At 43.6% G+C, this 24,403-nt stretch carries 23 protein-coding genes and 1 riboswitch; of the genes, 11 read left to right on the plus strand and 12 right to left on the minus strand.

Going from position 1 to position 24,403, the window contains the following annotated elements; genetic code table 11:
- Nucleotides 1-5: 5 nt before the first annotated feature.
- The 3 genes from cysS to KIO97_RS12290 form a co-directional block, all read right to left on the minus strand.
- Nucleotides 6-1,379, minus strand: coding sequence for a cysteine--tRNA ligase (cysS, locus tag KIO97_RS12280; RefSeq protein WP_285382736.1), 1,374 nt, complete (start codon nt 1,377-1,379; stop codon nt 6-8).
- Nucleotides 1,380-1,714: 335 nt separating this feature from the next.
- Complete coding sequence (locus KIO97_RS12285; RefSeq protein WP_285382737.1) at nt 1,715-3,616, minus strand: DUF3857 domain-containing protein; 1,902 nt, start codon at nt 3,614-3,616, stop codon at nt 1,715-1,717.
- On the minus strand, nt 3,613-4,695 hold the full coding sequence (locus KIO97_RS12290) for a hypothetical protein (protein WP_285382738.1): 1,083 nt from the start codon (nt 4,693-4,695) through the stop codon (nt 3,613-3,615). Before KIO97_RS12290 ends, KIO97_RS12285 begins: the two co-directional genes overlap by 4 nt.
- Before the next feature lie 422 nt (nt 4,696-5,117).
- Here KIO97_RS12290 and KIO97_RS12295 point away from each other — a divergent pair, with 422 nt between their 5' ends.
- From KIO97_RS12295 to KIO97_RS12305, 3 genes are all read left to right on the plus strand, one after another.
- Nucleotides 5,118-7,055: an LTA synthase family protein gene (locus KIO97_RS12295; protein ID WP_285382739.1), complete on the plus strand. Its 1,938-nt coding sequence runs from the start codon at nt 5,118-5,120 to the stop codon at nt 7,053-7,055.
- A gap of 113 nt (nt 7,056-7,168) precedes the next feature.
- The gene (locus KIO97_RS12300) at nt 7,169-7,531 is read left to right on the plus strand and encodes a VOC family protein (RefSeq protein ID WP_010648583.1); all 363 of its coding nucleotides are present in this window, start codon (nt 7,169-7,171) and stop codon (nt 7,529-7,531) included.
- A 126-nt stretch (nt 7,532-7,657) separates the two neighbouring features.
- Complete coding sequence (locus tag KIO97_RS12305; RefSeq protein ID WP_005433654.1) at nt 7,658-8,041, plus strand: hypothetical protein; 384 nt, start codon at nt 7,658-7,660, stop codon at nt 8,039-8,041.
- A 96-nt stretch (nt 8,042-8,137) separates the two neighbouring features.
- Here the strand turns inward: KIO97_RS12305 and KIO97_RS12310 are convergent, their stop codons facing one another.
- Complete coding sequence (locus tag KIO97_RS12310; protein WP_045381158.1) at nt 8,138-8,872, minus strand: chromosome partitioning protein ParA; 735 nt, start codon at nt 8,870-8,872, stop codon at nt 8,138-8,140.
- A 31-nt stretch (nt 8,873-8,903) separates the two neighbouring features.
- Nucleotides 8,904-9,062 (minus strand): hypothetical protein, encoded by a 159-nt coding sequence (locus tag KIO97_RS12315; protein WP_005434065.1) that lies wholly within the window; start codon nt 9,060-9,062, stop codon nt 8,904-8,906.
- A 529-nt stretch (nt 9,063-9,591) separates the two neighbouring features.
- Nucleotides 9,592-9,693, plus strand: a riboswitch (glycine riboswitch).
- 116 nt (nt 9,694-9,809) lie between these two features.
- Between KIO97_RS12315 and KIO97_RS12320 the strand changes: the two genes are divergently transcribed.
- From KIO97_RS12320 to KIO97_RS12345, 6 genes are all read left to right on the plus strand, one after another.
- Nucleotides 9,810-11,186 (plus strand): sodium:alanine symporter family protein, encoded by a 1,377-nt coding sequence (locus KIO97_RS12320; protein WP_005433933.1) that lies wholly within the window; start codon nt 9,810-9,812, stop codon nt 11,184-11,186.
- 442 nt (nt 11,187-11,628) lie between these two features.
- Nucleotides 11,629-12,381 carry a transcriptional regulator gene (locus KIO97_RS12325; RefSeq protein ID WP_122019707.1) on the plus strand — a complete coding sequence of 251 codons (753 nt, stop codon included), beginning with the start codon at nt 11,629-11,631 and terminating at the stop codon, nt 12,379-12,381.
- Complete coding sequence (locus tag KIO97_RS12330; protein ID WP_005433926.1) at nt 12,378-12,839, plus strand: hypothetical protein; 462 nt, start codon at nt 12,378-12,380, stop codon at nt 12,837-12,839. Before KIO97_RS12325 ends, KIO97_RS12330 begins: the two co-directional genes overlap by 4 nt.
- A gap of 503 nt (nt 12,840-13,342) precedes the next feature.
- Entirely contained in the window at nt 13,343-14,815 is a 1,473-nt protein-coding gene (locus tag KIO97_RS12335; protein ID WP_285382740.1) for an aerolysin family beta-barrel pore-forming toxin, read from the plus strand.
- Between the two features lie 183 nt (nt 14,816-14,998).
- Complete coding sequence (locus tag KIO97_RS12340; protein WP_285382741.1) at nt 14,999-15,667, plus strand: ParA family protein; 669 nt, start codon at nt 14,999-15,001, stop codon at nt 15,665-15,667.
- A 284-nt stretch (nt 15,668-15,951) separates the two neighbouring features.
- The gene (locus tag KIO97_RS12345; RefSeq protein ID WP_285382742.1) at nt 15,952-17,421 is read left to right on the plus strand and encodes an aerolysin family beta-barrel pore-forming toxin; all 1,470 of its coding nucleotides are present in this window, start codon (nt 15,952-15,954) and stop codon (nt 17,419-17,421) included.
- An 82-nt stretch (nt 17,422-17,503) separates the two neighbouring features.
- On the opposite strand, the gene KIO97_RS12350 is transcribed toward KIO97_RS12345, so the two are convergent.
- Together KIO97_RS12350 and KIO97_RS12355 are read right to left on the minus strand one after the other, a co-directional pair.
- Nucleotides 17,504-18,070, minus strand: a complete 567-nt coding sequence (locus KIO97_RS12350; RefSeq protein WP_012128115.1) for a hypothetical protein — start codon at nt 18,068-18,070, stop codon at nt 17,504-17,506.
- Nucleotides 18,070-18,705 carry a LysE family translocator gene (locus tag KIO97_RS12355; RefSeq protein WP_012128116.1) on the minus strand — a complete coding sequence of 212 codons (636 nt, stop codon included), beginning with the start codon at nt 18,703-18,705 and terminating at the stop codon, nt 18,070-18,072. The genes KIO97_RS12350 and KIO97_RS12355 overlap by 1 nt, the downstream gene beginning before the upstream one ends.
- 416 nt (nt 18,706-19,121) lie before the next feature.
- Between KIO97_RS12355 and KIO97_RS12360 the strand changes: the two genes are divergently transcribed.
- Nucleotides 19,122-20,597, plus strand: a complete 1,476-nt coding sequence (locus KIO97_RS12360) for a carboxypeptidase M32 (RefSeq protein WP_285382743.1) — start codon at nt 19,122-19,124, stop codon at nt 20,595-20,597.
- Nucleotides 20,598-20,723: 126 nt separating this feature from the next.
- Here the strand turns inward: KIO97_RS12360 and KIO97_RS12365 are convergent, their stop codons facing one another.
- On the minus strand, nt 20,724-21,023 hold the full coding sequence (locus KIO97_RS12365; RefSeq protein WP_005433869.1) for a DUF3861 domain-containing protein: 300 nt from the start codon (nt 21,021-21,023) through the stop codon (nt 20,724-20,726).
- Between the two features lie 172 nt (nt 21,024-21,195).
- On the opposite strand from KIO97_RS12365, the gene KIO97_RS12370 reads away from it, so the two are divergent.
- Nucleotides 21,196-21,624, plus strand: a complete 429-nt coding sequence (locus tag KIO97_RS12370; RefSeq protein WP_050905165.1) for a MarR family winged helix-turn-helix transcriptional regulator — start codon at nt 21,196-21,198, stop codon at nt 21,622-21,624.
- Nucleotides 21,625-21,762: 138 nt separating this feature from the next.
- On the opposite strand, the gene KIO97_RS12375 is transcribed toward KIO97_RS12370, so the two are convergent.
- The 4 genes from KIO97_RS12375 to KIO97_RS12390 all read right to left on the minus strand — a co-directional run bounded on the left by KIO97_RS12375 (nt 21,763) and on the right by KIO97_RS12390 (nt 24,372).
- Nucleotides 21,763-22,335 (minus strand): hypothetical protein, encoded by a 573-nt coding sequence (locus KIO97_RS12375; protein ID WP_285382745.1) that lies wholly within the window; start codon nt 22,333-22,335, stop codon nt 21,763-21,765.
- A gap of 57 nt (nt 22,336-22,392) precedes the next feature.
- On the minus strand, nt 22,393-22,914 hold the full coding sequence (thpR, locus tag KIO97_RS12380) for an RNA 2',3'-cyclic phosphodiesterase (RefSeq protein WP_285382747.1): 522 nt from the start codon (nt 22,912-22,914) through the stop codon (nt 22,393-22,395).
- A 10-nt stretch (nt 22,915-22,924) separates the two neighbouring features.
- Complete coding sequence (gene fos, locus KIO97_RS12385) at nt 22,925-23,323, minus strand: fosfomycin resistance glutathione transferase (RefSeq protein WP_285382749.1); 399 nt, start codon at nt 23,321-23,323, stop codon at nt 22,925-22,927.
- Between the two features lie 101 nt (nt 23,324-23,424).
- On the minus strand, nt 23,425-24,372 hold the full coding sequence (locus KIO97_RS12390) for an LpxL/LpxP family Kdo(2)-lipid IV(A) lauroyl/palmitoleoyl acyltransferase (protein ID WP_285382751.1): 948 nt from the start codon (nt 24,370-24,372) through the stop codon (nt 23,425-23,427).
- Between the last annotated feature and the right edge of the window lie 31 nt (nt 24,373-24,403).

A 24,403-nucleotide genomic window follows, 5' to 3' on the forward strand; every position in this document is an offset into this window, starting at 1 on the left:
GCTTGCTAGCCTTGTTTACTTACCGTTGAGCCACCACCAGCATCGTTGATTCTGTAGCCAAGTTCGGCAACTTTCTGGCGGATTTCGTCAGCTTGTTGGTATTCCTTCTGCTTTTTCATTTGCAAACGCAACTCTACCAATTCCAAGATCTCGCGAGGGATTTCCTCTTCTTCTACTTTATCAAGCTCCAAACCAAACACACGGTCAAAATAGCGCGCCGTTGCCTTTTTATCTGCATCGTTTAATGCACTTCCAAGCAACTCCCACATTAGTGCAATCGCTTGTGGCATGGCTAAATCGTTGTTGATGAGTGACATAAAACGCTCAACAAACGTTTGGTCGACTTTGCCACCTTCTGGTAATGCCGACACTTTCGCTTTCAGGCGCTTTAAAGCGGTTTGTGCAGCGTCTAAGCTCTCCCAAGTAAAGCTCAAATGACTGCGATAATGACTGGTCAATACCAAGTAACGGTAAGCCAGCGGGTCATAGCCTTTCTCGATTAAGGCATCAAGACGAAGTGACGTACCGGATTTGGAGATCTTCTCTTTGTTCAATTGAAGGAAGAAGCCATGCAGCCAGTAATTCGCTTGAACGTGTCCATTCTTTGCTTGGCATTGGGCAATTTCGTTGGTGTGATGAACAGGGATATGGTCTTCCCCACCAACATGAATATCGAACACTTCCCCAAGGTACTTCTCTGCCATCGCAGAACATTCAATGTGCCACCCTGGAAAGCCAACTCCCCAAGGGCTTTCCCATTCCATTTGTCTTGGCGTGTCGCCGCTAAACTTCCAGAGTGCGAAGTCGGTTGGGCTCTTTTTCTCTGCCATTTCGACGCGAATGCCCGCTTCTAAGCCTTCGCGGTCCAGTTTGGCAAGTTTTCCGTAATCTGGAAGCTTGGCCGAATCAAAATAAACGCCATCGGAGGTTTGATAGGTGAAGCCCTTTTGCTCAAGCTCTAGGAGGAATTCAATCTGTTCTTGAATGTGATCGGTAGCGCGACAAATGATGGAAGGCTTAATGATGTTGAGGCTTTTAAGATCATCTAAAAACGCGTCTTCAAAATACTTTGCGATCTCCCAAGCAGACTTGTTCTGTTTTCTCGCGCCCTTCTCCATTTTATCTTCACCGGTATCGGCATCAGACACCAAGTGGCCAACATCCGTGATGTTCATAACGTGGTTTACGTCGTAGCCGTTGAGCTCTAACGTACGTCTTAACACATCCACAAAAAGGTAGGTTCTCAAGTTTCCTGCGTGCGCATAGTCGTACACCGTCGGACCACAAGCGTACAAACCAACCTTACCTGTTTCGATGGTATTGAACGGCTCAAGGGTGCGCCCCAGTGTATTGAATAGTTGTAATTTTGACTGACTCATATTGTTATTCCTTTAAATGCAAAAAGGCCGCGGATGAAAACATCGGCGGCCTTTAATATGTCTGTATGATCTTTTGCTAACTAATAGCTACGCGAAAGCCGCCGCACGTCTTGGGAGGTGCGACAACAACAGTTAGTCGAGATAGAAATAGCTAAATAGTTCATACCCAACACCCTAAATAAGAAATCTATAGAAATCAACCCTGTGATGACGGCTTCCGTTATTGGAATACGGAACGAAGCTCACGCACCCGGCAATTAAACCTATGTAGGACGGTACATATAAAATTAAAAAAGAGCTCAAGTGAGCTCCTTTTTAGCATTACGTTACGCGTACTAAAGCGCCTTGCCGTAAAATTTGATCAGCGATTGCTCTGCAAATACATCTAGCATCTTATTGAATCGCTTCCTCTCATCGGCTTTAACCCACCGAGACTTCACTTGCAACTCAGTTGTCACGGAAAGCTCCGTCGGGGATATCAACTTAACTTGCCTTTTTAAAACACCTAGGGGGTGACGGAGTTCTAACGTAGCTGGAACATGAGTGATCTTCCAAAGTCCGTTAGTATCGTAGTGAAATTTAGACACAATATCGACGCCTTGGAATAGAGCGGGATATATCTCATTCGACATCTTTAGCTCGTCCAATTCATTTTTAATCCAAGCATCGACTTCCTCATAGTTCAAGCCCTCACCAACAACTAGAAACGGGTCAATGACCGACTTTGAACGAACCACCGCTTTACTCGTCATTGAATCAAGATTTTCGATCTCAAACTCTGGTTTGCCAATGGACGAGACGACGTCGGCATATTGATCAGTCAGTTTTTCCAAACGTTCCTTTTCGCTCAACTCATAAAGATTAGAGCGCAGAACAGCAGCGAACTCGCCTGTATATGTGCGCTCTTGAACTTCTTTTTGACCACCAAGTTCATCAAATAAAATCTCGGTTTCCGCTGTCATCTTCCAGCGGTATGGACTTTTTTGAATCGTACCTAGTGACGCACCTTTAGACAGTGGTAAAGCGACTTTATTTTGAATCCACGAAGACGTGTATTTCCAGTTGGTTTGTGTGTCCGTAGGATCTACACAGTAATGCTCGCCTCCGTGGTCAAAGCACACAACAACATGGTTGAAAGCATTCATTGATGGAACTAAAACTCGGCTCGGGTCAGTACGCTTTGTGGAAACCAACACAAGTTCAGGGCTCAAGCCTATTTTCTCAAGTAAACCAATGAGAAGTACGGACTTGTCTTTACAGTCACCAAATCGATTCTCAATGGTTTCGGCAATGTCATGTGGTGTCATCGCATGGCCATATTCCGATCGCGATACATAGCGAATATCACGAGAAACAAAGCTCAAAATACGTTCAATTTTTTCACTGGTACTTGTTGCCCCTTTGGTCAGTTGTAAATACAACCCATCCAAACCGGTGGTGTCGTCAAACGCCTTTCTCATCGTAAAGTTGGCTTTATCCGCCACACTTTGCCATGTCCCTAAAGAACCGATAGCAATACTGTCGACACCATCACGCCATAACACTTGATAATCACCAATATAAGACGGAATGTCTTGGCCCGAACAATGCAATTGGCCAGTACTTTGCGAACACTCAACCTCTCGGCTATTTTCCTGCCAATGAATCGGTGAGTCAGAGCTCCACTCCACGTTTAGTTCATAACGTTCTATCGGGTAATTTTGCTGAGTGAATAACTCTTCAGCCCAATCAGGCTCCATCAGATCTCGTTGGCTGACTATGTCGTACTTCAGCACGGCAATACTGCCTTCTTCTAATCCAGGAATAGCCAGCGAGACTTCTTTATGACTTGAAAAAGTATTGTAGCCACCAGTATTAAGGACTTGTACGTGAGAAGGATTAATTTGCTTCACCTTACCGTCTGGTGAAACCGATGCCGCTGCTTTTATGATGACTTTCTGATAGTTAGGATCGAAATATAAGCCCATGGTGCCATAGGATTCTATATCCACAAATCGCGGGAAATAATTGACGATAGTATAGCTTTCTTTGACAGAATCTTTTTTGACATCAAAGTTCGAGCTTAAAAGTAGCTGCACCATCTCTGAATAAGACTTATCTTGAGAAATGAGAGAAAGCGACTCTTTTAACCCACCTTGAGACAGGCGCCACTCTATTTCTGACTTATCGTTACCAAGGGCGCTATTGGAAACAGACAATGTCGCAACAATAAGCGCACATAAACGGTTTATCTTCATTGTAGTGAAAACTCCCTAGCCATCGCTTCAAACTCTGGCTTTCTCGAACGATAAGTTAATCTAGGTTGAGAAAGAACACCCAATAGCTCGTAGGTTTTATCTCCGGTATTGATCAACGTGACATATCCCGACGCAGGGTCGTTAAATAGCTTTTTGTTACAAACCAGCTCGACTTTCAACGCAAACTCATTACCAACAAAGCTGCGCGATTCTTCACATTCAGACTTCCCAATCTCCTCTTTAATCCAGTCACGACGCAATGCCATATGCTCATTAAGATTTTCGATTTCTTTGTTATCGAACAAAACAAAGTATGCATCGTAGTCTTCACTTTCAAACTCAGCGAGAGCCGTACCATCACTGTAGGTGCCATTCTCGACACGTTGCCACCCCGGACCATGAAAAGTCAGCTGAAAATTATGCTCTGGCTGGGTGTAAATCGAACGGTCCGAGTAACTTTCGAGCTTTTCAACGGACATCGTGGAGCCAATTAAGAAAGCAAACATTGCCAAAATTAGCGGCGTCATGATGAGAACAACACACCACTCGAAAGCATTGTATCCGCGCTCCTTACCTGTAAATTCAACTCCAACGAGTTGACGCTTCAACTCGTTGACTCGAGAAGCAATAGCAGCAAACGATGACGCGGAGACCAACAGCATTAAGAGTTCTAGCCAAAGAGGCGTCGTCCATTTAGAGCTCATTGAAAAATAAACGTTAGCAAGCATAAAACCCGATACGCCTAACCAATAAATCGATTTTGATCTGCCCTTTTTTGCACTGCCCTCGAGATCATCAAGCGCGCGGTCTAAATTGCGGAAAGCAAAAGCCTGAGCTATGAAGAAGAGTGGCACAAAAACCCAAAGCCAAGGTTTGAAGTTTTCTTTCGAGATTTGATTGATTTCTCTTATACGACGGTAAAGCCAAAAGTTGAAGTACAAGCCAAATGTGCTGAAAGCCAAAAACCAATCGAGTATCGGTTTTCGTGGGTGGGACATTGTCACTTTGTCCGATGTTTGTTGAAGATTTGTCGGTGTGCCAACCTGTTCTTCGCAAGGAGTACTGCTTGTTTCTTGCATTTGCTAAATCCATATTTATTTTTAAGCCAAGACGTCTCACTCGTTACTTCATAACGGGTCAACGTTCAAATTACATGTAAGACATAAACTCACCGATCACTTCTCAGTGTCGGTGTTAATTAGAATCGTATTTTATAAATCAACAATATTAACAGAGATGCACTTGAATATAAATTAAGCATCAGATATCTATGAAAATTTATAACCAGCTTGAATGAACAATTCATTATAAAGATGGCCTTTTGCGAGTGAGGTAATAGATCGTAACTCTGCGACTGTCTACCCTTACCTTCCCTTACACACCCGTACCAATCATTACGATTAAATTTATAAATAAACCTTATATTTCACGTTTGTTTCACGTTTTATTTGATAAAAAACGCTGCATAACGTCTTACACATCAATAAATTAGGGATTGTTTATGAAGAAGCCCGCATTTGGGCCTTTGCAGCCTATTGCTGTATTTGCGCTATTTTCGCTCGCTTTTCTCTCTGTTTCGCGAATTTTACTGGCCATTTGGCTCGCTGACCGAATCGAATCTTTTAACGACCTCATCTATATTCTTGGTCAGGGTCTACGTGTAGACTTCGCGACTATCTGTTGGCTGTTCATTCTTCCGGGCTTACTCTCTGCTCTATTGCCCGTACAAGGTAAAATAGGTGCATGTTGGAAACTAGTTCTCCGCTGCTGGATGGTCGCTGGTTTGTGGATCTTGGTTTACATGGAGCTTGCTACTGCCCCATTTATTCAAGAGTATGACCTGCGTCCTAACCGCTTGTTTGTTGAGTACCTAATTTACCCGAAAGAAGTATTCAGTATGCTTTGGACCGGTTACAAGTTAGAGCTATTCATTGGTGCACTAGGCACTGCTATCACGCTTTTCCTTGGTTGGAAATGGAGTAAAAAACTCACCGACAATGCTCAGCAAGTAAACTGGAAATGGCGCCCGTTGATTGCAATATTGGTTGTATTGATCGGTGTCGGCGGTGCACGCTCTTCGTTAGGTCACCGTCCTCTTAACCCTGCGATGGTGGCATTTTGTAATGATCCTCTGCTTAATGACTTGGCACTTAACTCCTCTTATTCATTGCTGTTTGCTGTGAATAATATGAAATCAGAGAAAAACGCTGAGCAGTTTTATGGCAAGATGGACAACCAGAAGATGCTTGAGCTTGTTCGCTCCTCTTCAACTAAGTCTGAATTCGACCCTTCATTGCTACCAACGATGAACACCAACAAAGCCACCTATCAAGGTAAACCAAAGAACTTGGTAATTTTGCTTCAGGAAAGTTTAGGTGCTCAGTTTGTTGGTTCACTCGGTGGTCTTCCACTAACACCAAACTTCGATAAGTTAATGGCTGAAGGTTGGCAGTTCACCCAAATGTACGCGACGGGCACACGCTCTGTTCGTGGTATTGAGGCAGTGACAACCGGTTTTCCACCATCGCCTTCTCGCGCCGTGGTGAAACTCAGCAAGAGTCAGACGAACTTCTTTACGATTGCCGATCTTCTTAAAGCAAATGGCTACCACACCGAATTCATTTACGGTGGCGAAGCAAACTTTGACAATATGAAGTCGTTCTTCTTCGGCAATGGTTTCGATCAAATTATTGAAGAGAAAGACTATGAGAACCCAGAATTTGTTGGCTCTTGGGGGGTAAGTGATGAAGATCTTTACACCAAAGCAGACCAAGAATTTGAACGTTTGTCTAAAACAGACAAGCCTTTCTTTAGTCTTGTATTCAGTTCGAGCAACCACAGCCCTTACGAATATCCAGAAGGCAAGATCGAACCTTATGATTCTGAATTTATGACACGCAACAACGCAGTTAAGTATTCAGACTATGCGATTGGCACATTCTTTGACAAGGCGAAGAAATCATCTTACTGGGATGACACGATTTTCATTGTCATTGCTGATCACGATGCTCGTGTTTCTGGTGCAAACCTAGTACCGGTGAAACACTTCCACATTCCAGCGTTGATCATTGGTAAAGGTGTTGAGCCGCGTAAAGATGACCGCATTGCTAATAACTTAGATATGCCGCCGACCCTCCTTTCGTTGATTGGTGTGGATGCGACATCACCAATGATTGGTCGTGACCTTACCAAGCCTCTCGCGCGTGAAGATGAACGTGCCATGATGCAATACGACAAAAACTTTGGTTACCTAACCCGAGATAATCTTGTTGTATTCTCTCCGGGAGAAAAGGTATCGACGATGCAATACAACTTCGATAACCAAACGATGGAACCTATCGAAGTGGAGCCGGCAATTATCGAGCGAGCGAAAGCCAACGCATTGTTTGCTTCTAAGGCTTATCAGAACAACTGGTATTCTTCCAAGGCAACGAATTAGATAAAGATAAGGAGCGCACCATGCGCTCCTTTTTCATGGTCACTCCTGACATAACTTGTCATTTCTCTTAGGTAAGCTCGGTTTTCAACCCCCCAAAAGTTATGGAAACCGCGATGTTTACTATCAATTCTTTCGTCCTTTACGTCACAGATATCAACGCGAGTAAGGACTTTTATTCGCAAACTTTTCAGTGCGAGCCAAAAGTGCTTTCTCCCAGTTTTGTCGCGTTAGATTTCGCAAATAATGTCACTATCACACTTAAACAAAGTAATGCATTAGTACCTAGTAGTGATGTCACTGGAGGCGGTACAGAACTCTCAATACCAGTGGCAGACAAATCTAGGCTGGATACATTGTTTGAAGAGTGGCGAGCTCAGGGCATGCACTTTGCACAACAGCCAGAAGATTCTGTTTTTGGCTGGAACTTCGTTGCACTTGATCCTGACGGGCACCGCATTCGCGTATTTACTCACTAAAAAGGCGTAAAAAATCAGAAAAATCGTTTAATAATGTGCTTTTTAGGCATTCCCATTCAGTCGGCAATAAATTAGACTCAGTCAAACGCCCAAGAAGTTTGAATTATTGATAAAAAAGGAATGCCAATGAGCTCAAGTATGATCCTTAATGAATCGCTGATTGTAAGTGGCCGAGATATCCCACTAAAAGAATTGTTGTATGCGAAGCGTGTACTTGATAATTACATGGCTGTGGCAAAAGAAAGTAGCCCGCTCGAACTGCTGACGGAAATGAAATCGGCGGCAAAACAAGTGGAATATTTCACTACCAATGATAACCCTTGTGAAGCGCGTAACGTCATCAGTAGCATGATTGATGAGATCGACAGCGCTGAGTCGTTTGACTCGTTCAAAGCACTTGCAGGTAAGCCTTCTCAAGCATTAAACGAGCTGATTGAAGATCGCGCTCAGCTGATTAAACATGAGCGCGAATTGCTGTTGGCTTCGGGCTACGATGCCTCTCGTATCTGATCCCGCTTTCAGCGAAATATGACACATAAAAAAGGAGCTCATTGAGCTCCTTTGTTGTTTCTGAATCTGTGGAAATCGTTGCGCTATGTGTTGGCGCTACAGGCCCATGTCTTCAGTGATGTCTTTAATCTGTTTCAAGTCCATTTTGTTGACTTCAATGAGCTGGTCAACTTGGCTTAGTCGGGAATTAGCCTCATCGTGTTTATCACACGCGTCAGATTTCACATCCCAAGATTTGCCTTCCAAGAAAACGTCACACTCTTTCTTGAGCTTCTCGATCTTCGGCATTAACGCTTGACGCTCTTTCTCGAGTGACTCAAGTTCCTGTGAGATTTGCAGTTCTTTACGGAACACTTCACGTGAGCGCTCAAACATGGTCGCTTGCATGTCTGCTTGGCGATTTAGCTTGTCGTTCTCGCTTTTGGTCGTGTTCAAGGTCGCTTTCTGCTCTTTCACTTGAGATTCAAGTGACAAGTTCACTTTTTCGACTTCGGTCAGTTGCTCTTGAAGTGCTTTCAGTTCCGCTTTGTGCGCTTCTTCTTTCTCTGTCAGCAGCTTCGCAACCTTTACGTCGATCTCTTTATCTATGCCCGCTTCGCGTGTTTTCACTTGAGAGACCAAGTTAGTTTTGTCTTGTGCCAGTGCTTGGTACTTTTCTTCCAGCACTTGATAAGTGGATTCCCACTTGCTTGCTGTCATTGCTGAGCCAGCCAAGCCACCGAATGCCAAACCTAACACGGCCGCAATCGCGATATAAATGTGAGTACGCTTATCGCGTTCCTCAATAACAACTACTTCGTCTTGGTCTTCAATATTATTTTGAGAAGTCACCGTATCTTACTCCAAGGACTCTACTTGTTGGCTAGCGAGTGAGTTCCGCAATCATGATTGACGCGGTATAAATTAAGAATGCGCCGATCAAAGTAATCACGGTCGCCTTTTGGACTTTTTCGTTGGTACGATAACGAAATAGCACAAACGCTACTCCAATCAATACCGCTATGGCTAACAATCTGGTCATACCGTCTCCTTGTCCAATAATAAGAACTTATCCGATTCCATAGACAGCTTTGCAAGGAATCATTGTAACCTATTTCTACGTTGCTTACGGTCAACTTAGCGTAGATTTTGAAGCGATTGCTCCCGTTTTGATCAATTATCTGTTCTAAACTGAACAACTTATCGCCAAGCCATGCGATTCCCATCGACAAGTAGGATTCATCTCTTCCCTTCTATACAAACCAACAATAGCCAGCCCGAGAAAGCATTTGGTTAGTTAATCAGCAAACCTATGAAACTAAGACAACAAAGGCGCCATAATATGCTGAAAATAAATCTTCATTTGGTGTTGAAATGGTAACAAAACATGATAGAGTTCACACGTTAATGGTGACCAGCATCATTAACTAACCTTTACTCATTTAATTGAGTAAATGTTCCGATGAAGACTGCAGGAGAGTGGTTATTAACTAAATTTTAACATTTAGTTAGGGTAACTCGCCGAAGAATTAACTATTTCAGGTGCTACCTTGGTAGCGGGGACTGTAGTTGGAGGAACCTCTGGAGAGAACCGTTAAATCGGTCGCCGAAGGAGCAAGTCCTGCACATGTGTGTAGGGTGAAACTCTCAGGCAAAAGGACAGAGGAGTGGAAAGTAACAACCTAACTATTTGGCGTTCCCGCCTTATTTTGAATAGCGTGGCTATTAGAGATCATTGATCTCGTCCTTTCCCTCTTCTCCTTATTAGTTGTTTTATTAAGGGGAAATCATGAACGACCTACAATCTTTACTTCAAACCATTGATAACTTTGTCTGGGGTCCACCACTGCTGCTTTTGCTCGTGGGTACCGGTGTTTACTTCACTTTTAGCCTAGGCTTGATCCAATTTAAACACCTACCAACTGCGTTAGCGATGGTATTCAGTAAAGATAAGTCATCTGATAAACAGGGTGACGTTTCTAGTTTTGCAGCGCTATGTACTGCGCTGTCTGCAACCATTGGTACAGGTAACATCGTTGGTGTTGCTACCGCAATCAAACTTGGTGGTCCTGGTGCCCTATTCTGGATGTGGCTAGCTGCCCTGTTTGGAATGGCAACCAAATATGCTGAGTGTCTTCTTGCGGTGAAATACCGTCGTGTTGACGACAAAGGCCAAATGATTGGTGGTCCTATGTACTACCTGCAATATGGTGTTGGCTCGAAAGCGCTGGCTATCATGTTCGCGGTATTTGCATTGGGCGTTGCCTGTTTTGGTATCGGTACCTTCCCTCAAGTGAATGCGATTCTTGATGCAAGCGAGATTTCTCTTGGTGTAAACCGTGAACTGTCTGCTTTTGTCCTGACGCTACTAGTGGCATTCGTAACCTTAGGTGGTATCAAGTCGATTGCGAGCGTAGCGGGTAAAGTGGTTCCAGCAATGGCGCTATTTTACGTGCTGGCGTGTTTAAGTGTGATCATCATGAACGCGGACCAATTGCTGAGCGCAGTTGAGTTGGTGTTGGTGTCTGCATTCACCTCAACCGCAGCAACGGGTGGTTTCTTGGGTGCGAGCATTATGCTGGCAATCCAATCTGGTATCGCGCGTGGTGTATTCTCAAACGAATCTGGTTTGGGTAGTGCACCAATGGCAGCCGCAGCAGCGAAAACGGATTCTTGTGTTAAGCAAGGCCTGATTTCTATGACGGGTACCTTCTTCGATACCATCATCATTTGTACTATGACTGGTCTAGCTTTGATCCTTACAGGCGCTTGGCAAAGTGACTTCTCTGGTGCAGCGATGACAACGCATGCGTTTGCAGTAGGCTTAAACGCAGAAACATTCGGCCCAATGCTGGTGTCTATCGGTCTTATGTTCTTCGCGTTTACCACCATTCTTGGTTGGAACTACTATGGCGAGCGTTGTGTTGTGTTCCTATTCGGTACCAAAGCGGTGCTTCCATACAAGCTGATTTTCGTTGGTTTGGTGGCATCTGGCGCGTTCCTTCACCTCGATATGATTTGGCTACTGGCTGATATCGTAAACGGCCTGATGGCAATTCCTAACCTGATCGGTTTGATTGCTCTGCGCCATGTGGTGTTGGAAGAAACAAAACTGTTCTTCAAACCGTCATCTCAATCGGATGATTTTGATGCAGTGAAAGCATAAGCCAAGCTAGAAACTTTAAGCCCGCTGAATTCAGCGGGCTTTTTCTTGGCTTGAATTCCATCTTTTTCTAACCTCCAATTCCCTTTCCCCATTTAATTTTCCATTCGCTTAATAACCCTGAAGATATTACAAATTAACAAGTCTTATGACGATATATGAAAACAATTATTTCACCATAAGCCGTTCTATAAATTAGTAGATACTAAACCATTATGTCATTAACGAAATAGGTGAGATTCATCTGAAAGTTTTTCAATTCGTTTAAGTTTGGTACTACACGAGATTGATGTTTAGCGACTATTGTGCTTTATTTTATAAAATGAAAATTAGGTATTAACTAATTCATATTTAAATGTGACTTTTGTGACGCCTATTCACACAAAGTAAAGTGTAATGTTCTTTTTCGTTTCCCCTTGCTTATTATAAAAACAAAAACTGTCGTATGAACTTATATAACCCTATTAAAAACACGCTTTCTAATGGTGAAAAAACAATAAAGATTGGGTACCGAGAATCGCAGATTCTTACCCTTTTACTGGAACGCTCCCCAGAGGTTGTGAAAAAACAAGACATTGTTCAATTCGCTTGGGGAAATGAGTACATCGGTGAAACTTCGCTAGCCAAAAGTATCAGCGTACTCAGACAAAGCTTTATCAAAATCGGTATCAAAGACTCCCCTATTCTCACGGTTCCAAAGGTCGGATATCGCTTGGTGGAGGACGTCTTGTTGAATGAGTGTCTCGTCACCATCAACGCCCCAAAAGAGGAAATAGTTCCAGCTAAACCAGAAGAAACCTCTCAGCCCGCGTATGCCGCTAAGCAAAAGCCGGGCTATCGAAACCTAGTTTGTTATGTTGTGTCACTGAGTTTCTTGTTTGCCGCCGTTCTAATGGTAGCAAGTAAATATCACAGCTCTTATAGCCACCCTCAGTTCAGTAAGTTGCTCAATGAACATACCGTGGGCTCGCTTGAAGTCTATATGTCTCCTAGCACCTCATTATCACTCCGAGTTCAAGAGTTACTCGCAGAGAACCAATGCCAATGTGTTGTTTATATTGAAGAAAACAACGGCTTTTCTGGGCTCTCATGGCTTAATAAGAAAACGCGAAAGTCAATCAATGTGTTTTACACACCAGACCAGTTTGAGCAAGCCTCAAAGACCATTGCTCAGTTTGTTGCGGAGGAGAGACGATGAAACCCTATATCGCTGTTGCCCTGTCTTGCCTATTGTTCCTTGGGGCTTGGAATCTACCTTGTCGCCATAACGCCGAGGATAATCGTTATCACCACAGTATTGTTGATATTCTGCCTGATGATCACATCCTACGCATTGATGGGTTAACTCGAGTTAATCACCGTACCATTACACACATTGCCTCACTACAAGATGAGTCCATGTCTAACCCGATCATCCTGAGCTTCAAAGGCACGTCCCGACCGTACTCTGACGTAAACCTATCGATATCGGGCAAAATGAATTTGTTATCCGTACAAGAGATACGTCCAGCCATTAACGACTCGTTCCTCTCGCCCTATCTCGTTTTAAATGATGACCCCATCTATTTCGACTTCGAGATAATTCACCAGAACGAGGTTTTCTCACTCATTAGAGATAAACAAACAGGCCGGACAAAACTTCTTGCTAAAAGATAAATGGCTATCTGAACTTTTCGTTACGACCGCAAATTCCTCATGGATGAGGTATGTTTAATTATCATTATTCTCTGCTTTTTATCTAATTTATCATTATAAAAAATAGCACTTACTAATATTCATTACCCTTACTCATAACGTGTCTATATTTTATTGCGCCGATACAGATTAGGAATTACTGATATAAACATCAAATTTTACTCCGTTAAAAACGTATAAACTTTCTCCTTATCATTATTTTAGTAAAACCATTCAGCTTAAAAGCATAAATTAATAACGTTCTAAACCAACTTGGTGAGGAATCTATTTCCTTATTAATGAAAAGCAATCGATTTCAACAACCAGCTAGTGACAATAAAAACAATATAAGCAGCTGAATAAATGGGTAATAAGATTTCAATTATTTTCAGTATTATCAAACCTATCAACATGAAAAGGTGGTTATGACCGCAACAAGAGCGGCTTATAAAACAATATAAAAATGCAATCATGAGGGAACGTTCATGCGAAACATCAACATCAGCCTTTTGTCAGCAGCTATCCTATCTACATTCGCAACTGGCGCACAGGCGAAAATTTACCCCGACCAAATCGTTCTTGATCAGCTCGGCGAAGATGTCTGCCGTTCAGGCTATCGCCCACTTGATCGATATGAAGCGGAAGAACAAAAAAGTGCACTTCTCGCCCGCATGGGACAGTGGCAAATTACCGGCCTAAAAGGTGATTGGGTGATCATGGGACCGGGTTACAATGGTTTGATTAAGCGTGACTTACCGAACGGTAAGACCTTTTGTTACCCTGATGAAACGCAGTCTGAAATCCCAAATTATTCTGCCATTGCCGTTCCTGAAGGTGGCGAGATCGATGTCCAATACGAATTGGTGACCGACCGTTCTTACTTCGTTCGTCCACTCAGTTACCTAGCCCACTATCTTGGCTACGCATGGGTTGGTGGTAACAATAGCCAATACGTGGGTGAAGACATGAAGATCGATCGCGTCGGTGACGGTTGGGTCATTCAAGGCAACAACAGCGGCTCTTGTAGTGGCTACCGTTGTGGCGAAAAAACAAAAATCACTGTGAATAACTTCGCCTATACCCTAAACGATAAGAATTTTTGGCATGGCGAAGTAATTGAGTCTGAGCGCGAACTGGTCGATACCGTTTGGGCGACAGCGAGAAACTACAGTAATACCCCGCAACAAATTGTTGTCGACTTAAAACTCACAGAATCGACAAACTGGTCAAAAACCAATAGCTATGGCTTTGCTCAACAGGTCAAAACCGAGAACGAATTTAAGTGGCCTTTGGTTGGTAAAACCAAGTTAAGCATCACCTTCGATGCTAACCAGAGCTTTTCTAACTCTAACGGTGCATCCACCAGCAAAGACGTGACCTTACAAGCTCGACCTATGGTGCCTGCGAACTCTGAACTGCCAGTGCGCATTGAGCTGTATCGTTCAACCATTTCCTACCCTTACCGATTCAACGCAGACATTAGTTACGATGTAAACTTTAATGGTTTCTTGCGCTGGAGTGGTAATGCTTGGCATACCCACCCTGACAATCGCCCGTACAGAAGCCACACGTTCACCATGGGCAGAGGCAGCGAGCAATCTGCGGATATCCGTTATCAGTGGGATCACCGCTACATTCCGGGCGAAGTAAAATGGTGGGATTGGAGTTGGGCAATCCGTGAAGCAGGATTAGGCAGCATGCAATATGCGACGGGCGCAAGCTTACGTCCATTCCACTCTTATGTATCTGGTGATTTCTACGCGGAATCACAATACGCAGGTACGATAGAAATTGGTCAGCCAAGCCCACTTGGTTTACGTGCTCGCTCTACGGATTCCCTGTCTGGAGGTACAACACAACGCGTTGGCGATGTCGAAGTCACCACAAACTTCGATGCTAGCAAGCTAAGCGCTCTTGGTTTTGAAGGTGCTCAGATGAGCATACAAGCAGCAGACTAAGTTAAATAACGATAATAATAAATCCCCTAATCCTTGCCCGTGACTCCCCCTTCACGGGCTTTTTTTGTGCGCTTAAGCCATTACTGAGATAAGTGTCATTAATAAATCATTTTATGGAATGCTAACCAATTAAGTTAACAATTTGGACATAATGCTTCGATTTATCATTGTTGGGGAAAAAGTTTGCTTTCATTTGCCAAACCACGTCAGACTAGTATTGCTTATTCAAAAGCAAAAAAGATCATCGTATTGAACCTAAAAGGTGGCGTGGGCAAGTCGACATTCTCCGCCAGTTTAGCAAGCAAACTCATCAATAATGGCCATACTGTAGAGCTGGTAGATTTCGATAAGCAACAATCTACCAATCGCTGGGCTGAAGGTATTGATACATTACCTAATCAAAGCTACAACCCTTCCCTTCGCAGCCTCTCAAACATTGCAGTCACGTTGAAGGTAAGCACCTCCACGGATTATGTGGTGATCGACTCTCCCGCAAATTTTTCGGAGAGCGACTTAGTGCGTTATCTGCGATACGTTGATTACATTGTGATTCCCATGCAGCCTTCACCCATCGATCTTCATGCCTCTTTGCCGTTTATCAATACGCTGATCGAAAAACATATCTTTAAGTCACGTCAAATTAAGATCGGATTTGTGATTAATCGTTGTGTTCATCAAGATGAGCGCCTCGACCGAGTCATGCGCCTTTTACGTTTTTTCCGTCAGTTCAAGGCGTTGGGTATAATGAGCGAATCTGAGGTGTACCAACAACCTTTCATGGACAAGCAACTTGTAGACGCAAGCGATGTCGACCCAAAGCTGTGGGATAACGTCATTAAATGGTTAGATTAGTCTTTAGGTCCCGACGAATCAGAGTCAGCATAGTATTGAAAACTCTGCCTTGAGAATTTAATGCTATGCTTTTGATTACCCCTCCTCTGCTTGTTCTTCAGAAACATCAATCTTTCCAGCTAAAGTGACACTCTCATCAGGCTAACCCTCTGACACTAAGAGGAATTATTTTTCAATTTTTTTCAGTGTTTTTCGACTTGTTTTATATGAAAGAGTACGCCCGCTTTTAGGTCAAAAAACCATAAAGCACCCACTCAATCATTAAAATAAAGGACATTGTATATATGCCTAACGTCAGTACGCAGCTCAGTATGACGCTTGCACTTTCTTTCTTATCGACGATTGCACACGGTAAAATCTATTCTGATCAACTTGTTATCGACAAGTTGGAAAATCACCAATGTCGCGCAGGTTATCGCTTGATCACGCATTATGAGGCGCTCGAGCACAGAGATTCCATTTTGTCTCGGATGCAAACATGGGACATCGTCGGGCTACAAAATGGCTGGGCAATCATGGGCGAAGGCTATCATGGGGAGATCAAGTCTGAACAAGCGAGTGATAAAACATGGTGCCACCCTATCCATCCAAATGCGGGACTCCCTCGTAACGTCTCAATGCCCATCACCGAGGGTAGTACCACTGAAATTGAACATAACCTTGTGGCAAGTGATGAGAACTTTGTTCGTCCTATCAGTTATCTCGCCCATACCCTTGGTTACGCATGGCTTAGCGGGAACCAAGGAAAGTTTGTGGGTGATGACATGGTCGTCAACCGCGTGAATGGTCGCTGGGAAATACAAGGCAATAGTGACGGCTCATGCAATGGTGACCGATGCGATGAAAAAACCAAAATTACCATTCAAGATTTCGCTTATCATCTCAACCCAAAACATTTTTCACATAGCGATGTCTCTGAGTCAACCAAGGAAAAACTGACAACGATCACCGCGTACGCAATCAATACGCAGGACAGGCCTAAACACATTAACGTTCAGTTTGATGTCGACCAATCAACAAGTTGGTATAAAACTGACCATTCCGTATTTGCCCAAAGTGTTTACATTGATGATGCATTCCAATGGCCAAAAATTGGGAATACTCACCCTAATGTATCGGTCGATGCCAATCAGTTATTCTCGGACTTCAACAGTGGCACAAGTACCAGTTCAGCAAATCGAGAAGCGAACCTTACGATTCCCGCTCACTCAATTTTACCAATTCAAATCGAGTTGTATCGCTCTCACATTTCGTACCCATTTCGTATTCGCACAGATATCAGTTATCGCGTGAGGTTCGATGGTTTTTTACGTCATAGTGGCAATGCTTGGCACACTCATCCAGAAAATAGACCGACCACTTCTCATACGTTCACCATGGGAAGAGCAAGCGAACTCAGCGAAAACATCCGTTATCAATGGGACCATCGATACATTCCTGGGGAGACCAAATGGTGGGATTGGAGTTGGGCAATTCATACCCATGGCTTAGCCTTGATGCAATATGCGGCTGGAGAGAGCTTACGCCCATACCATTCTCACGTCTCCGGAACTTTCGCAGCTGAATCACAATATGCCGGGATGATAGACGTCGGCCAAGAATTAACCGTCGATGCTCCTCTGAATTGGGCTGAAGGTTCAACCCCGCAGCAAATTCAAGTAGGCAATGTTACTGTTTTAACAGACTTCGACGCTAGATCTTTAGAGCAACTTGGTTTCCATTCCGCTCGCCTACTCATTCAACCTCTAGACTAAAAAACATGAAAAAAGAGACAGGCTAAGTAGCTTGTCTCTTTTCTTTGTATTCAACGTCAAATAGAAGCTCAGCATCTAGGGTTTAATCTCTTAGCCATTGATGCTCTTCGCCCTCACCTTGCTTATTAAAGAATGCAGAGTGTTGTTGCTTAAACTGATCTGCCTTGATTTCCGAAATCGGCCATTGGCTGAAGTCCTCTCTAATAAAATGGTCATCAATGCCAAATTCTAAACTTCTTAGCTTGTTACCTACGAAGCGATAAATGTAGCTCTCTCCTGAACCTTCACACACCATAGGGACATGAGACATAGGCTGACCGTTGACAGAGACCGAAACCCATTTACTGCTTTCTGGTTCACACAGCTCCTGATTAACGACATCAATCTCGAACTTATTGTCTAGCGTGGTACCGACAAACACCGCCGTTGACTCTTGCAAATAAACGCGTCGTAGCAACAGCTGTTTTGTGTCCTGCGTTCGCGTGGCTTGAATGCCATTTGAAAACGGCTCAAAATAAGACCAATGCCAATCCCATCTCATTCCTTTTTCAGCGAAGTTCAGTTGAGGTACCGTCTTCCAAGCAACAACGCCAAGCATAAGAGCGATAAAGATAAATAAGGCAATGACAATTCGGATAAGAACACGCATTAGGCTGGTTTTTCTACAAGTAGTTTAATACCCAGCGCCACGAGTACAGCCCCCGTAGCCCCCTCCATCCACTTCATGAAACTTGCGTTTTTCAGCAATGTTTTTGCTGAGTTCAATGCGCCAGCTAAGCCACATTGCCACACCATCGCAATGATGAAATGAATCGATGCCATCAGCATAGATTGCAGCAGTGGAGAACCTTCAGGATTTACAAACTGGGGCAAAAATGCGAGATAAAATACCGCCGTTTTCGGGTTTAAAACGTTAGAAAGGAAGCCTTCACGGAATGCACGTTTACCACTGTATGCTTGATGCGCTTGCTCAGAGACAGCAATACCACTGCTTGACTTCATCAATGCGCGCAAGCTGCTTAGCCCCAGCCAAATCAAGTAAGCGGCGCCTACCATTTTGACCATCTGAAACAACTCGGCAGATTGAGCCAGAACGGCAGAAATACCGATCGCTGAAAACAGTGCATGAACAAATAGCCCAAAGCAAATTCCCAGGCTAGTTGTACAGCCGTCCTTAAGGCCTGAACGGCTTGTATTACGAATCACCAATGCGGTATCCAATCCAGGGGTAAGCGTCAAAATCGTAATGGCAATCAAAAATGCCTCAAAATTCAAAATATCCATATTTTTGTAATAAGTGATTAAGTATTCCACATCAATACCGTCAAAACATTTAATGCGCAAGCAACTTTTGTGATCTAAGTCGTTGAAAGTCACACTGTGTCGAGATGAGGACTCGCTCAAACCGTAGAGAGTTTGAACAAAAGGTCTGTCATGTTAAAGCGATGAACTCAAGCACATTGAGTATCTTTGTCAACTCATCACACCGCTAAGCTCCTCTCGCTTATCTATACAAGTGCCTGAATTTGTGCACAATAGACCTGCATTATTTGTTAATAAATAGTAAATTAGACACACTTCTCTATCGACATTGTCTTGATGCTGCCTTTTTCTCTGCATCGGTGTCGAGAGATACGAACGTCAAGTTCAAGGACCCCGTTTGGGGCGTTTAAGGAAAGAACATAACAAAGAGTAGTCACATGAGCGCATTTCAAAAACTCGTCGAACATTCCAAAAAAGTCTCTAACTTTGGCCATCTATCTGCAATCGTAGGTTGGGACCAAGCCTCTGTGATGCCATCTGGCGGTGCAGAAGCACGTTCAAACGCCATGGCAGAACTAGAGGTTCACATTCACTCTCTTATGACTCAGCCTCATTTGGGCGATCTGTTTGCACAAGCAGAAGAAGAGTCACTATCAACCCAAGATCAAGCCGTGTTACGTGAAATGAAGCGCGATTGGCAGCAAGCGAACCTGCTTCCTGAATCTTTGGTGCAAGCGCAATCTCTAGCAGGTTCTAAATGTGAACATGCATGGCGCACCCAACGTGGTAACGACGACTGGGCGGGCTTCGAAAAAAACTGGGCTGAAGTGGTAAAACTTTCTCAGGAAGAAGCGCAAATTCGTGCAGAAGCCGCTGGTACATCGCCATATGATGCAATGCTAGAACTGTACGAACCAGGCACAACATCGGCATCTCTAGATGCGCTATTCGCAGATGTAAAAACGTGGCTCCCATCCATGATTGATGACGCCATTGAAAAGCAAAAAAGCAATAACATTCTGCTGCCAAACGGCCATTACCCTGCTGAGAAGCAAAAAGCGTTAGGCCTAGAAGTCATGAAGCTGCTTCAATTCGACTTTGAACACGGTCGCCTCGATGAAAGTGTCCACCCATTCTGTGGCGGCGTACCAACAGATGTCCGTATTACCACTCGCTACGATGAAAAAGAGTTCGTGCAATCTTTGATGGGCATCGTGCATGAAACGGGGCACGCTCGTTACGAGCAGGGTTTGCCAAAATCGCTGGCTGGTACAATGGCTGGTCAAGCTCGTTCAATGGGCATTCATGAATCTCAATCTCTGTTCTTCGAAATGCAAGTTGGTCGTAGCCAAGCGTTTGTAGAGCACTTAGCTCGCCTGGCATCTAACCACTTTGAAGGTCCAGAGTTTGCACAAGACAATTTGTCGAAGATTTACACTCATGTAGAGAAAGGCTTCATCCGTGTAGACGCTGACGAACTGACATACCCTGCTCACGTTATCCTACGTTACGAGATTGAACGCGACCTAATGAACGGCGTGATCAAGCACACTGACGTTCCAGAGTTGTGGAACGAAAAGATGAAAGCGTACTTGGGTCTTTCAACTGAAGGTAACTTCAAAAATGGTTGTATGCAGGATATCCACTGGACAGATGGTGCCTTCGGCTACTTCCCGTCATACACGTTAGGTGCGATGTATGCAGCGCAGTTTATGGCAGCGATGAAGCAAACGGTTGACGTAGACGGCGCAATTCGTTCCGGTGACCTATCACCAATCTTCACTTGGCTATCAGACAACATCTGGAGTAAAGGTAGCTTGTTCTCGACCGATGATTTGGTAACACAAGCAACGGGTGAAGTGCTAAACGCAAAACACTTTAAAGCGCACTTAGAAAACCGTTACTTAAAGTAAATAGATTAGCTGAGTAATTAAATTGGCTAAATCGCCAAATCGAAAAGGCTGGTTTAATACCAGCCTTTTTTATTTACGTTAACGGGCAATATTTAGAGCGTCTCTAAAGCGTCGTAGGAACCGTAATTACGCTTGGTGGCGTTTCACGGTAGTTTTCATGTTTTGCATGAAGTTTTTGAAGTGTGGCATAAAGTCGGCAAACAACGGATGCTTGCGATCTTTCATCATCACTGGACCAAGCAGACGCAGTGCGACACCAACGCGAGTAGCTTCTGCTGGCTCTAAACCACTACCCTGTTTAATTTTCTCGACGATGTTCAACATATCTTCACGATCTTGAACTTCAAAGCTTAACGTTCTTGCTTCACGACCTTCTTCGACATTCACTTCTTCAATGGTAATGCGGTAGCAGTTGTCTTTTCTCATCTCATGTCTCCAAACAATATTCATTCACCTTTTAGAAAGCACGTACTCTTTTGCTTGATGATCAAGATTCCTATCATTCACTTATCAGCTTGAAGTCGCTTTCAATTAAGTTGACAATGTCAACTATAGTCACCTAGTTGACATTGTCAACTACTTTAGTTTGGAGTGTTACATGTCGAATCCAAAATCGCTGGATAATCTGTTCCATCTCGTGCACGTTTTAAAGCGCCAACTGCACGAACAGGTTGAGCAACTTGAACTCCCTATTGCGCCTATGCATGTGCGAGTTATAAAAATTATTAGTAAGCAATCACCTTGCACGGCAATGGATGTAGTGAACTTCTTAAACCGAGATAAAGCACAAGTCACACGCTTGATAAAAACGCTGATAGAAGAGGGGTTTATTGAGAAAAGACCAAACCCTGAAGATAAGCGCAGCCAATGTTTATTGACCACCGAGAAAGGCAATAGAGTACTTGATAAGATCAAAACTGTTGACGCTGAGATCTTTCAAAAAATGACGTTAGGCGTGTCAGACGAAGAACTAGCAGCATTTCAAATCACAGCTGGAAAGTTAGCTGAGAATTTGGCGAAAAAATAAAGTGAGTAACCTCACGTATCTTAAGCTGATGTTGAGTTTGATTGTTAGCAATGACCGCTTGTATTTACCTTAAACGACAAGGCCTCACCTTATCCAACATAGGGTAGATGAGTTTTCCATCTACCCGTTGGCTCGCCACTATCTTGTTATCTGAATACGAGTTTCTAACGTTTCCTCGTAAATATCTTCAACATGATATGGCTCTATCGGTTCATTAGAAATAAGCCATTCACCTAAGATAGAATCGTCTTCCGTTTTGATCGAGATACAATCGCCATCAACAAATACAATGTTGAAGCCAAAGTCATAAATGACAACCTCTGAAGAAGGGACAAAGACTTTATCAGTAAAGTTTTCTTTTACTGCTTTACGACTGCGTAAGCTAAAGACTTCTATAAATTCTATTGCCTTAGATGCTTCGAAAAGCTTTACGCCCTCAAGTTTCCCTGCCTTAACGTCTTTTGGATTCAATTCATGAATAAATCTTGCAATGGGCAAATGAAAGTCATGCCCTTGAGGGCTGGTATACCAATCGTTGCTTAACTCAATAAAACCGGTAGGTATCTGGAAAAATAAAGGAGACAGACTCGTCACTGTATTCGATTCAAAGCCAGCGCCCTCACTGCTCATCATCACTTTACATTCTAGTCCTATGATGGATCGCAGCGCCTGCACTGATTCACCATCCATCTGATAATTCAGAGTTTCCATTCTCTACCTTCCTAGCTCTAGCTAACACGATCAATAACGTAAATTTTATCCTGATGACTAACAAGTAACTTCTGCAATTGCTCGATAAATCAATTTACCCTCTACCGTTTTACTTTCCATCAGTGCGATAGCGTCAATCGGTAACGGCAGTGGTGAGATCTTTACATCATCCAGTGGCGCTTGCTTATCGATATGACGAGCTAATGTAATGTGCGGAACGTAGTGTCGTGACTCCGTCGCGAAACCATCCTGTTCCAATGCTTCTATCAGTTCATTTTGCAGATTGGTCACAGCACGATTGTCTTCAATACCCAACCACGCTAATTGTCTGCCATTTTGGTGAAACGAACCTAGATGGTCCACAGTAACCCGGTTGCAAGAAGGCTTCAGGTTATGAAGAATCTTCGTTAGTTGCTCAGACTCCTCCTGTGTCGATTCACCAATAAAAGCTAAAGTAATATGGAAGTTTTCCTTGCGAGTGTAGCGCCCTACTATCTCATGCTGTTTTAACTTTTCTTGAATTTGCTTGAGCTTTGATTTGCTTGTTTTATCAAAGGTAAGCGCGAAAAATAATCTCATCTACACGCTCCTAAAGCCACTCTAACCCTTCATAAGGCTGATGCTTTATGCTCTCTAATCGCGAGTATAAATCGCCAGTGTGGATTTCTAACTTGTGGCCATCAGGATCAAGGATGTATAACGAATCCCCTTCACTTTTATTCTCTTTCCATTGGCGAATACCCAACTCGATAATTGTGTTGGTAAAGTCGGTAAAATTTTGCTGTGAAACAGTAAAAGCAATGTGGGTGTAATCATGTTTTTCGTCGGGCTTGTCGACCGATAAACAAAGCCATAGGTCACCCAATGAGAGATACGCACCGCGCTTCCACTTTACATGCCCTTTAAAACCGAGCGCTTTAATATAGAACGCTAGCGACCGTTCTAAATCACTCACCGCTATCGTAATGTGGTTCAATCCTGTCAGCATGACTCGTCCTTGGTAATTCATCATCGCTATTGTGGCAAACAACTATGCAGAATTGAATCGACAGATAAAAGAAAGCCCAGAACAATGTCTGGGCTTGGTATTTACATTGCCGGAGCAAGTCTAGGTTTATACAAACAGCATTCGCCATCCGGTCGTGTTTTAAAACGGCGATGTAGCCACATGTATTGACTCGGACTCGCCATAATGGACTGCTCGACAATCTTATTAACGAACACGGCCGCTTGGTCTGGGTCGTTTTTAGGGAAACCTTCAACTGGAGCGCTAATAGTTAAGGTGTATTGCCCATTACTTTCACGAACCATAGTAAATGGCACAATGGCACAATCCGTAGCATCCACCAGCAAACTGGTTCCCGTTGTTGTACAAGCGCGCTTTACCGCAAACAAAGGCGCAAACGTAGAACGACGAGTACCGTAATCATGGTCTGGTGCGTACCATACACGATGCCCCGTTTTGAGCGCTTGAAGCATCCCTTTAACGTTTTTACGATCGATTAAAGTTCGATTCGAACGAGAACGTCCTTTGTATTGAAAGTAATCAAAACATGGGTTGTTGTTTGGGCGGTAAACCCCAGAACCTGATTTTTTGATACCAAACGCACGAGCGCCTAGCTCTAGGTTCATCGAGTGAACCGCTAACATTAAAACGCCCTTACCTTGTTTTTCGAGCGCTTCAATGTGTTCCATTCCTTCAATCGTTACGTGCTTACTGACACGTCTGTCTGACCAAAACCACGCCATGGCGGTCTCAAACAAGGCGATGCCCGCGTTATCGATATTGTCTTTTAAAATCGCCTCACGCTCTTGTTGGCTTATGTCTGGAAAACACAGCTCTAAATTACGTTTGATCGTGACTTGTCGTTTTTTCATTAATCGCATCGCAATACGACCAATTCCGCTTCCTAGCGCGAGTTGTACACGAAATGGGAGGAGGCTAAGAAGGTACATGATGCTAATAATGATCAATGTGCCCCAGTAGCGAGGTGCCAAAAATTCTACCTTGAATTTTGGTGCTGTGTGCTTATTCATGAATGTGTCATCAGACGAAATCGTCTTATTA

Source organism: Vibrio sp. B181a (assembly GCF_030248375.1).
In the GTDB taxonomy this organism is placed as follows: domain Bacteria; phylum Pseudomonadota; class Gammaproteobacteria; order Enterobacterales; family Vibrionaceae; genus Vibrio; species Vibrio campbellii.